Origin of the sequence: Streptomyces sp. NPDC086080 (assembly GCF_044540255.1) — a bacterium.
Classification (GTDB): Bacteria; Actinomycetota; Actinomycetes; order Streptomycetales; family Streptomycetaceae; genus Streptomyces.
Genome location: NZ_JBITRU010000057.1, coordinates 18,159 through 27,458, shown reverse-complemented (window position 1 = coordinate 27,458; position 9,300 = coordinate 18,159). Strand labels below are relative to the sequence as shown.

Sequence of the window (9,300 nt, the reverse complement as noted above, 5' to 3'; positions counted from 1 at the left end):
GGACAACGTCTCCTGCGACGCGGCAGCCACTGACCGCGTGATGATCAACGCGTACCGCTGGGCGCAGGGTGCCTCGACCTTCGGGCCGGACAAGCTGCTGGCCTACCGTCAGATGCTGATCAACCACGAGGTCGGCCACCGGCTGGGCCACAACCACGTCAGCTGCCGCACGCCCGGCGCCCTGGCGCCCGTGATGCAGCAGCAGACCAAGACCCTGGACCTGGACGGCGTCAAGTGCCGCCCCAACCCCTGGGTCCACCCGGGTCGTTGAGGGGGCCCCATCCCCGGGATGTCCGCATCGTGGGACGGGTGTCTCATCACGCGTTGACATCAGGGGAGGGCGTCGTTCATATTTCTCCGCATGTCACGCAGCCCCGAATCCTCCGAGCGCGCCGCCCTTGAGCTGGCGCTCCTCGGCGTGGCCGGGCACTGCGTAGCCGACATTCTCTGTCGCTGACGCCTGCTCGAGCGCGCGTCGGCCACCCCCTGAGGAGCCCTTCTCCGGCTCCTCGGCCTTCCTCTGCCGCGCCCGGGCGTACTCCGTCCGCAGGCGCGGCAGTTCGGTTCCTCCGGTTCCTCCCCTCCCCACCGGGCAGGACCTGCTGCGCCCGTGCGGACCTGTCTCCTCACCCTGCCGCAGTACACCGAGAGGTCATCTTCCGATGAGTCAGCCGTCCGTCATATCGCGCCGTGTGGCCACCACCGCCGCTGTCAGTCTCGCCCTGGTCGCCGGCCTCGCGGCCTGCGCAGGCCCCCAGAGCAACGACGGCGGGGGCGACGGCGCCGGCTCCGGAGCCTCGGGAAAGCCGCAGAAGGGCGGCACCCTCACGGTCCTCAACAGCAACCCGCAGGAGGACTTCGACCCGGCGCGGCTCTACACCTCCGGCGGCGGCAACGTCCCCTCCCTGGTGTTCCGCACGCTCACCACCCGCAACCGCGAGAACGGCGAGGCGGGCGCCCAGGTCGTCCCCGATCTGGCCACCGACCTGGGCAAGCCCAACGCGGACGCCACGGTCTGGACGTACACCCTCAAGGAGGGCCTCAAGTACGAGGACGGCACCGCGATCACCACGGCCGACATCAAGTACGGCATCGAGCGGTCCTTCGCCCCCGAACTCTCCGGCGGCGCCCCCTATCTGCGGGACTGGCTGATCGGCGGGGCCGACTACCAGGGCCCGTACAAGGACAAGAAGGGCCTCGACTCCATCGAGGTCCCGGACGACCGGACCATCGTCTTCCACCTGAACAAGCCCGAGGGCGAGTTCCCCTACCTCGCCACCCAGACCCAGACGACCCCGGTCCCGAAGGGCAAGGACACCGGCACCACGTACGAGGAGCACCCGGTCTCCTCGGGCCCGTACAAGGTCGTGTCGAACGAGAACGACGGCGAGCGGCTCGTCCTGGAGCGCAACCCGCACTGGTCGGCCGCCACCGACGAGGAGCGCAAGGCCTATCCGGACAAGATCGACGTGCGCTCCGGTCTCGACTCCGCCGTCATCAACCAGCGCCTCTCCGCCTCGCAGGGAGCCGACGCCGCCGCCGTGACCACCGACACCAACCTCGGCCCGGCCGAACTCGCCAAGGTCTCCGGCGACAAGAAGCTCGCCGCCCGCGTCGGCACCGGCCACTTCGGCTACACGAACTACATCGCCTTCAACCCCAAGGTGAAGCCGTTCGACGACCCGAAGGTGCGCCAGGCGATCTCCTACGCCGTCGACCGCTCCTCCGTGATCAACGCGGCCGGCGGCTCCTCGCTGGCGGAGCCCGCCACCACCTACCTGCCGAACCAGAAGTCCTTCGGCTACACGCCCTACGACCACTTCCCGGCGGGTGAGACCGGCAACGCCGCCAAGGCCAGGGAGCTGCTGAAGGAGGCCGGTCACCCCAAGGGTCTGAAGGTCACCCTCACGCACTCCAACGACAAGGACTTCGAGACCAGCCCGGAGATCGCCACGGCGCTCCAGGCCGCCCTCAAGAAGGCCGGCATCACCGTCGAGCTCAAGGGCCTGGAGAGCAACGACTACTCCGACACCATCCACAGCGCGTCCAAGGAGCCGGGCTTCTTCCTCGCGCACTGGGGTGCCGACTGGCCCTCCGGCGGCCCGTTCCTCGCACCGATCTTCGACGGCCGCCAGATCGTGAAGGACGGGGCCAACTTCAACACGGCCTTCCTGGACGACGCCGCGGTCAACAAGGAGATCGACGAGATCAACAAGCTCACCGACCTGAAGGCCGCCGCCGCACGCTGGGGCGCGCTCGACAAGAAGATCGGCGAGCAGGCACTGACGGTGCCGCTCTTCCACCCGGTCTACAAGCGGCTCTTCGGCCAGGACGTCAAGAACGTGGTCATCAGTGACTGGACCGGCGTTCTCGACATCTCCCAGGCCGCGGTCAAGTAACCATGTCCGAAGCACTTCTGGTCCAGGAGGCGGGAGCGGCGCCCCTCGCCGCCCCCGCCTCGGGGGCCCGGCAGTTCTGGCGGAGGCTGCGCGCACAGCGCGCGGCCACCGCCGCGGCGGCCGTGGTCCTCCTGCTCTTCCTGGCGGCGCTCGCCGCGCCCCTGCTCGCCGCGCTGGCCGGCCAGGACCCCGACACCTTCCACCCCGAACTCGTCGACTCGGCGGCCGGCGGGGTCCCCCGCGGCTCCTTCGGCGGCATCGGCGCCGACCACTGGCTCGGCGTCGAACCGCAGACCGGCCGCGACCTCTTCGCCCGCATCGTCCACGGGGCCCGGGTCTCGCTGGGCGTGGCCGTCGCCGCGACCCTCCTCCAGGTCACCATCGGCGTGGTGGTGGGACTCGCCGCGGCCCTCGGCAACCGGCGGCTCGACCAGGTCCTCAGCCGCATCACCGACATCAACGTCGCCCTGCCGCTCATGGTCATCGCCCTGGGGCTGCTCGCCGTCGTACCGCCCTCCTTCCCCCGGCCCGTCCTGATCGCGCTGGTCATCGGCGGCATCAACTGGGCGGGCACCTCGAAGATCGTGCGTGCCCAGGCGCTCGCCCTGAAGACGCTCGACTTCGTCTCGGCGGCCCGGCTCAGTGGGCGCGGGCGGTGGAGCATCGCCCGGCGCGAACTGCTGCCCTCGCTGGCCGCGCCCGTCATCACGTACGCCGCGCTGCTCTTCCCCGTCAACATCACCGTCGAGGCGGCTCTGTCCTTCCTCGGCGTCGGCATCAAACCGCCCACCCCGTCCTGGGGGCAGATGCTCACCGAGGCCGACACCTGGTACCAGTCGGCGCCCACCTATCTCCTGCTGCCGGCCGGGCTGCTCTTCGTCACCGTGCTCTCCCTGACCGTCCTCGGCGAGGGCGTCCGCACGGCGCTCGACCCCAGGGCCGCGTCCCGGCTGAGCATCGGCACGGGCCGTGAGGGACGTACGAAGGAGCAGGCGTCGTGACCGGTTTCCTGCTGCGACGGCTCGGCGGAGCCGTCTTCGTGCTCCTCTCCCTGACCGTCATCCTGTACGCGGTCTTCTACGTGGCCCCGGGCGACGTCGCCCAGATCGCGTGCGGTCCGCGCTGCTCACCCGCCCAGGTCGCCCAGGTGACCGAACAGCTCCGGCTCGACGACCCCGTGTACACGCAGTACGGGCACTTCCTCCAGGGCATCGTCGCGGGGCGGGACTTCTCCACCGGCACGGGGGTGGACCACTGCTCCGCGCCCTGCCTCGGGGTCTCGTACCAGAGCGACCAGCAGGTGATGCGGCTGATCCTCACCAAGCTGCCGGTGACCGGCTCGCTCGTCGTCGGGGCGTTCGTGTGCTGGATCCTGCTCGGCGTCGGCACGGGCGTGCTGTCCGTCTGGCGGCGCGGCCGGATCACCGAGCGGCTGCTGACCTGGCTGACCCTGGCCGGCACGGCGACCCCCGTCTTCGTGATCGGCCTGCTCCTCATCATCGTCTTCTGCTCCACGCTCCAGTGGCTGCCGTCGCCCACCTACGTGCCCTTCACCGAGGACCCGGAGCAGTGGGCCTGGGGGCTGCTGCTGCCCTGGGTGTCCCTGGCCCTCATCGAGTCCGCCAAGTACGCCCGTCTGACCAGGAGCTCCATGCTGGAGACGCTCGCCGAGGACCACGTACGCACCTTCCGCGCGTACGGCGTCGGCGAGCGGGCCGTGATCGGGCGCCACGCGCTGCGCGGCGCGGTGGCGCCCGTCATCGCGCTCAGCGCCCTCGACTTCGGCAGCATGTTCGGCGGTGCGGTCCTGACCGAGTCCCTCTTCGGGATCCCGGGGCTCGGACGCGAACTCGTGCACGCGGTCAAGGTCGTCGACCTGCCCGTCGTCGTCGGCATGGTGCTGGTGACCGGCTTCTTCGTGGTGCTCGCCAATGCCCTCGCGGACGTGCTGTACGCGCTGGCCGACCGACGGGTGGTCCTGTCATGACAACACCGCTGGTCCAGGTCGAGGACCTGACCGTCGACTTCGGCGACGTCCGGGCCGTGGACGGGCTCTCCTTCACGCTGGAGGCGGGCGCCGCCCTCGGTGTGGTCGGGGAGTCCGGCTCCGGCAAGAGCGCCTCGGCCTCCGCGCTGCTCGGACTGCACCGGGGCACGGGCGCCCGGGTCACCGGGACCGTCCGCGTCGCCGGTACGGACGTCGGCGCCGCGGACGAGGCGGAGCTGCGCGCCCTGCGGGGGGCGAAGGCGGCGATGGTCTTCCAGGACCCGCTCTCCTCGCTCGACCCGTACTACCCGGTGGGCGACCAGATCGCCGAGGTCCACCGGGTGCACCACCGCGTCTCCCGCAAGGCGGCCCGCGCCCGGGCCGTGGAGGTCCTGGACCGGGTCGGCATCCCGGACGCGGTCCGCCGGTCCCGGTCCCGGCCCCACGAGTTCTCCGGCGGGATGCGCCAGCGCGCCCTCATCGCGATGGCCCTGGCCTGCGAACCCCGGCTGATCGTGGCCGACGAGCCGACCACCGCCCTCGACGTCACCGTGCAGGCGCAGATCCTGGACCTGCTGCACGACCTGCGCCGCGAGACCGGAACGGCGCTGCTGCTGGTCACCCACGACGTGGGTGTCGCCGCGGAGAGCGTGGACGAGGTCCTGGTCATGCAGCACGGCCGGGCCGTGGAGCGGGGGCCGGCCGTCGAGGTGCTGGGCGCGCCCCGGCAGCCGTACACCCGGGAGCTCCTGGCCTCGGTGCCCCGGGTCGACGCGCGGCGGCCGGCGGGCCCCGTCCCCGGCCCGCGGGCCGCCGCGCCGGAGACCGGACCGCTCCTCGAAGCCCTCGGCCTCCGGCGCGAGTTCGGCCGTGGTTCCTCCCGCGTCACCGCCGTGGACGACGTCTCGCTCACCGTCCACGCCGGCGAGACCCTCGGCATCGTGGGGGAGAGCGGCAGTGGCAAGACGACGCTCGGCCGCATGCTCGTACGGCTCGACGACCCGACGGGCGGCCGGCTCCGGTACGGCGGCAGGGAGATCGGCTCGCTGCCGGAGAAGGCCTTCCGCCCGTTCCGCCGCGAGCTCCAGATGGTCTTCCAGGACCCCGTCGCCTCACTCAACCCGCGGCGCTCCGTCGGCGAGTCCGTGGCCGACCCGCTCCGTGCCGCCGGTGAGACCGACGAGACCCGGATCCGGGACCGGGTGAGCGGACTGCTGGAACGGGTCGGTCTCGACGCCGGCCGTTACGAGCGCTATCCGCACGAGTTCAGCGGGGGGCAGCGTCAGCGGATCGGCATCGCGCGCGTGCTCGCCGCCGACCCGAAGCTGATCGTGTGCGACGAGCCGGTCTCCGCGCTCGACGTCACGACCCAGGCCCAGGTGATCGCGCTCCTCGGCGAGCTCCAGCGCGAGCTCGGCATCGGACTCGTCTTCATCGCCCACGACCTGGCCGTGGTGAGGCAGGTCAGCGACCGCGTCGCGGTGATGCGGCAGGGCCGGATCGTCGAGCAGGGCGCGGTCGACGAGGTCTACGGATCGCCCCAGGACGCGTACACGAAACAGCTCCTGGCGGCGGTGCCCACGCTCGACCCCGCGCGCGCCGCCGCGCGCCGTGCGGCGCGTTCGGAGCTGGCCGTAGCCTGACTCAACGTAACCGAACGCCCCATTGTCGCAACAGAACGCGACTTGCGCGGGAAAGTTACGCCGGTTCACCCCTTTCGGTGGTGGGGGGGGGCACCCCCCGGCGCCCCCCCACGGGCGCCGGCGACTCGCCGGCGCCCCCTCCCGCCGTGCGGCACGGGACACGCGTGCCGCGATCCCCGGGCCGCGCGGTCGCCCGCGCTTCGTCCTGCTCGGTCCGTGGCGTGCGCGGGGCGCATGGGTGAGCCCCCGGCAAAGTGCCGGGGGCTCACCCATGAATGACTCCGGGTCAGAACATGCCGTAGCCCGAGCCCGTCGCCCCGGCCAGGAAGATGATGGCCAGGAGCGTGTCGATGGCACCCAGGACCACGGCGACCAGGGCCGGTACCGGGCGGGGGCCCGCCCAGCTGCGGCCCATCGCGAGCCATCCGCAGACGATCGCCACCGGGCCGAGGATGATCCCCAGCACGAAGAATCCGGCGACCGCGCAGATGAGTCCGATGATCCCGAGCGTCGCGCTGTCCATCCCGGACCGTGACCCCGTCCGGCCACGTGTGCGGGGGTGCCTGCGCGTTCCGTGTCCGAAGCTCGCCATCATCAACTCCCTTGAGGGTTCGTTGACATGGCGGGTTCCCCCGCTTTCGCGGTGCATTCACCCCGTACGCCCGGCAGGCCGGCCGCTGCCCGCGCGCCGCCCCCCTCCAGCGGCGCGCGCAGCAGTCGGCATCCTCCATGTCCTGCGGAGGACTTGACCCAATGTGACCTGCGGTGCCCTCCCCTGGGGAGGGGTCACCGCGGCGGTTCACCCTGATGAGCGAACCCGGGTCGGGGAACGGTCCGTCAGATGTGACCGACGCCGGCGCCGGCGTCCGCGTTCTCACCGCGCTTGGTGAGGAACGCGACGAAGATCGCCACGACGGCGACTCCGGCGGCGACCAGGGACGCCAGGCTCATACCGGAGAGGAACGTGTCGTGCGCGACGTCGGTGATCTTCGCGGCGATCTCCGGCGGGGTGCCCTTGGCCACCGGTGCCACACCGACCTGGACGGCCTCGGAGGCCAGGTCGGCCTGCTCCGGAGTGAGCGGCGGCAGACCGGCCTTCGCCCAGTTGCCCGCCAGATCGCTGCTCACCTTGGAGGCCATCACGGCGCCGAGCACGGCGGTGCCGAGGCTGCCGCCGACCTGCATGGCGGCCTGCTGCAGACCACCGGCGACGCCGGACAGTTCGAGCGGCGCGTTGCCCACGATGACCTCGGTGGCACCCACCATGACGGGCGCGAGGCCGAGACCGAGCAGGGCGAACCAGAGCGACATCACGGCGCTGCCCGTGCCCTTGTCCAGCGTCGACATCCCGTACATGGCCAGCGCCGTGCAGGCCATGCCGAACGCCAGCGGGATACGCGGCCCGACCTTGGTGATCATCACTCCGGCGAGCGGGGATCCGACGATCATCATGCCGGTGAGGGGCAGCAGGTGCAGACCCGCGTCCACCGGGCTCAGACCGTGCACGTTCTGCAGGTAGAAGGTGACGAAGAACAGTCCGCCCATGAAGGCGATGGCCATCAGGACCATCAGAACGACACCCGCGGACAGCGGAATGGAGCGGAACAGTGCCAGGGGGATCAGCGGCTCCCTGACCCTCGTCTCCCAGAAGGCGAAGAGCGCGAAACCGACGACCGAACCGACGATGAACAACCAGGTCTGGAGGCCGCCCCAGCCCCACTCCGGGGCCTTGATCAGCGCCCAGACGAGGCAGAACATCGCGGTGGACAGCAGGGCTATGCCGAGCAGGTCGAAGGAGCGCGGGGCGTTCTCCGCGCGGTGGTCGAGCAGGATCCACGCGCCGAGGGCGAGGGCGAGGATGCCGACCGGCACGTTGATGAAGAACACCGACTGCCAGTTGACGTGCTCGACGAGGACCCCGCCGAGGATCGGGCCGCCCGCGGTGGAGGCACCGATGACCATGCCCCAGATGCCGATCGCCATGTTGAGCTTCTCGGCCGGGAACGTGGCCCGCAGCAGACCGAGCGCGGCCGGCATCAGCAGGGCGCCGAACAGGCCCTGGAAGACACGGAAGACGATGACGAGCGCAATGCTGTCGGACAGGCCGATGGCCCCCGAGGCGGCGGCGAAGCCGACCACGCCGATCAGGAACGTCTGCCGGTGCCCGAAACGGTCACCGAGCTTGCCGGCCGTGATCAGGGAGACCGCGAGGGCGAGGAAGTACGCGTTGGTGATCCACTGGACCTCGGCGAAGGTGGCGCCCAGGTCGCTGGCGATGGCCGGGTTCGCGATGGCCACGATGGTGCCGTCCAGGGCCACCATCATGACCCCCACGGCGACGGTCACAAGGGTGAACCAGGGGTGCCCGCGCAGCCCCTTGCCCGGTGTCGCGTCCGCCGGGGCGGCCGGAGGCCCGTCCCCCGCGCCCGCCTTGTCGATGGTGGTCTGACTAGTCATGCGCCGAGGCTAATGTCAGCGACTGACAGTTGACAAACCGATTCGCTGGTTCACACATCGGTAACTGACACGCCACTCACCGATAGCCTGAACTGGACAAACAGTTCGAGGAGGAGCGATGGAGACGGTCGGGACCGCCGTGGACGCGCTGCCGCGGCCGGGTCTGCGGGAGCGCAAGAAGCAGCGCACCCGGGACGCGCTGGTCCGGGCCGCACTGGAGCTGATCGCCACCCGGGGGTACGAGGGGACGACCGTCGACGACATCGCCGCGGCCGTCGACGTCTCGCAGCGCACGTTCTTCCGCTACTTCGCCAGCAAGGAGGAGGTGGCGTTCTTCGTCCCCCGGCTCGCGGAGTCGCACGTCCGGGACGCGGTACGCGCACGTCCGCCGGGCGAGGCGCCGCTGGAGGCGCTGCGCCGGGCCGTACTGGACAGCTGGGACGGCATCAACGAGGCCGTGGAGCAGCTGGTCCCGCTGGAGCTGCACCTGCGGGTCTACCGGGCGATCGAGTCGACGCCCGCGCTGCTCGCCGCCCATCTGCGGCGCGCGACGGAGCTGGAGGAGGAGCTGGCGGGCATCATCGCCGAGCGCGAGGGGCTCGACGTGGACACGGACCCCCGGCCGAGGATCCTGGCGGCCGCGTTCGGCGGGGTGATCAGAGTGGCGGAACGGCGCTGGTCCACCGGGGACGACTTCAGCGTCGCCGCTATGCGGCACCTGTTGACGACCTGCCTCGACCAGGTGGGCCCGGCGCTCGCGGGGAACTGGCGTACGGACGGATCACCGGGCCGACGCACCGAAACGTGATACCGG

Annotated in this window: 9 protein-coding genes; 7 read left to right on the top strand and 2 right to left on the bottom strand. The window is 71.2% G+C overall.

Features of this window, described 5'->3' with window-relative positions:
• The 6 genes from ACIF9R_RS36185 to ACIF9R_RS36160 form a co-directional block, all read left to right on the top strand.
• Window positions 1-271 (top strand): DUF3152 domain-containing protein (locus tag ACIF9R_RS36185; RefSeq protein ID WP_399987033.1); only part of this gene is annotated, 271 nt, incomplete at its 5' end.
• Window positions 272-361: 90 nt separating this feature from the next.
• On the top strand, window positions 362-457 hold the full coding sequence (locus tag ACIF9R_RS36180) for an Ms4533A family Cys-rich leader peptide (RefSeq protein WP_318259849.1): 96 nt from the start codon (window positions 362-364) through the stop codon (window positions 455-457).
• A 205-nt stretch (window positions 458-662) separates the two neighbouring features.
• On the top strand, window positions 663-2,399 hold the full coding sequence (locus ACIF9R_RS36175) for an ABC transporter substrate-binding protein (protein ID WP_399987031.1): 1,737 nt from the start codon (window positions 663-665) through the stop codon (window positions 2,397-2,399).
• Window positions 2,400-2,401: 2 nt separating this feature from the next.
• Window positions 2,402-3,400, top strand: coding sequence for an ABC transporter permease (locus tag ACIF9R_RS36170; RefSeq protein WP_030123695.1), 999 nt, complete (start codon window positions 2,402-2,404; stop codon window positions 3,398-3,400).
• A complete protein-coding gene (locus ACIF9R_RS36165; protein ID WP_399987029.1) occupies window positions 3,397-4,386 on the top strand; it encodes an ABC transporter permease in 990 nt (329 codons plus the stop codon). The genes ACIF9R_RS36170 and ACIF9R_RS36165 overlap by 4 nt, the downstream gene beginning before the upstream one ends.
• The gene (locus tag ACIF9R_RS36160) at window positions 4,383-6,029 is read left to right on the top strand and encodes a dipeptide ABC transporter ATP-binding protein (protein ID WP_399987027.1); all 1,647 of its coding nucleotides are present in this window, start codon (window positions 4,383-4,385) and stop codon (window positions 6,027-6,029) included. The genes ACIF9R_RS36165 and ACIF9R_RS36160 overlap by 4 nt, the downstream gene beginning before the upstream one ends.
• Before the next feature lie 286 nt (window positions 6,030-6,315).
• Here the strand turns inward: ACIF9R_RS36160 and ACIF9R_RS36155 are convergent, their stop codons facing one another.
• Window positions 6,316-6,624, bottom strand: a complete 309-nt coding sequence (locus ACIF9R_RS36155) for a small hydrophobic protein (RefSeq protein WP_399987025.1) — start codon at window positions 6,622-6,624, stop codon at window positions 6,316-6,318.
• 242 nt (window positions 6,625-6,866) lie between these two features.
• On the bottom strand, window positions 6,867-8,486 hold the full coding sequence (locus ACIF9R_RS36150; protein ID WP_399987023.1) for a DHA2 family efflux MFS transporter permease subunit: 1,620 nt from the start codon (window positions 8,484-8,486) through the stop codon (window positions 6,867-6,869).
• A 118-nt stretch (window positions 8,487-8,604) separates the two neighbouring features.
• On the opposite strand from ACIF9R_RS36150, the gene ACIF9R_RS36145 reads away from it, so the two are divergent.
• Complete coding sequence (locus tag ACIF9R_RS36145; RefSeq protein WP_399987021.1) at window positions 8,605-9,294, top strand: TetR family transcriptional regulator; 690 nt, start codon at window positions 8,605-8,607, stop codon at window positions 9,292-9,294.
• The last annotated feature ends 6 nt before the right edge of the window (window positions 9,295-9,300 follow it).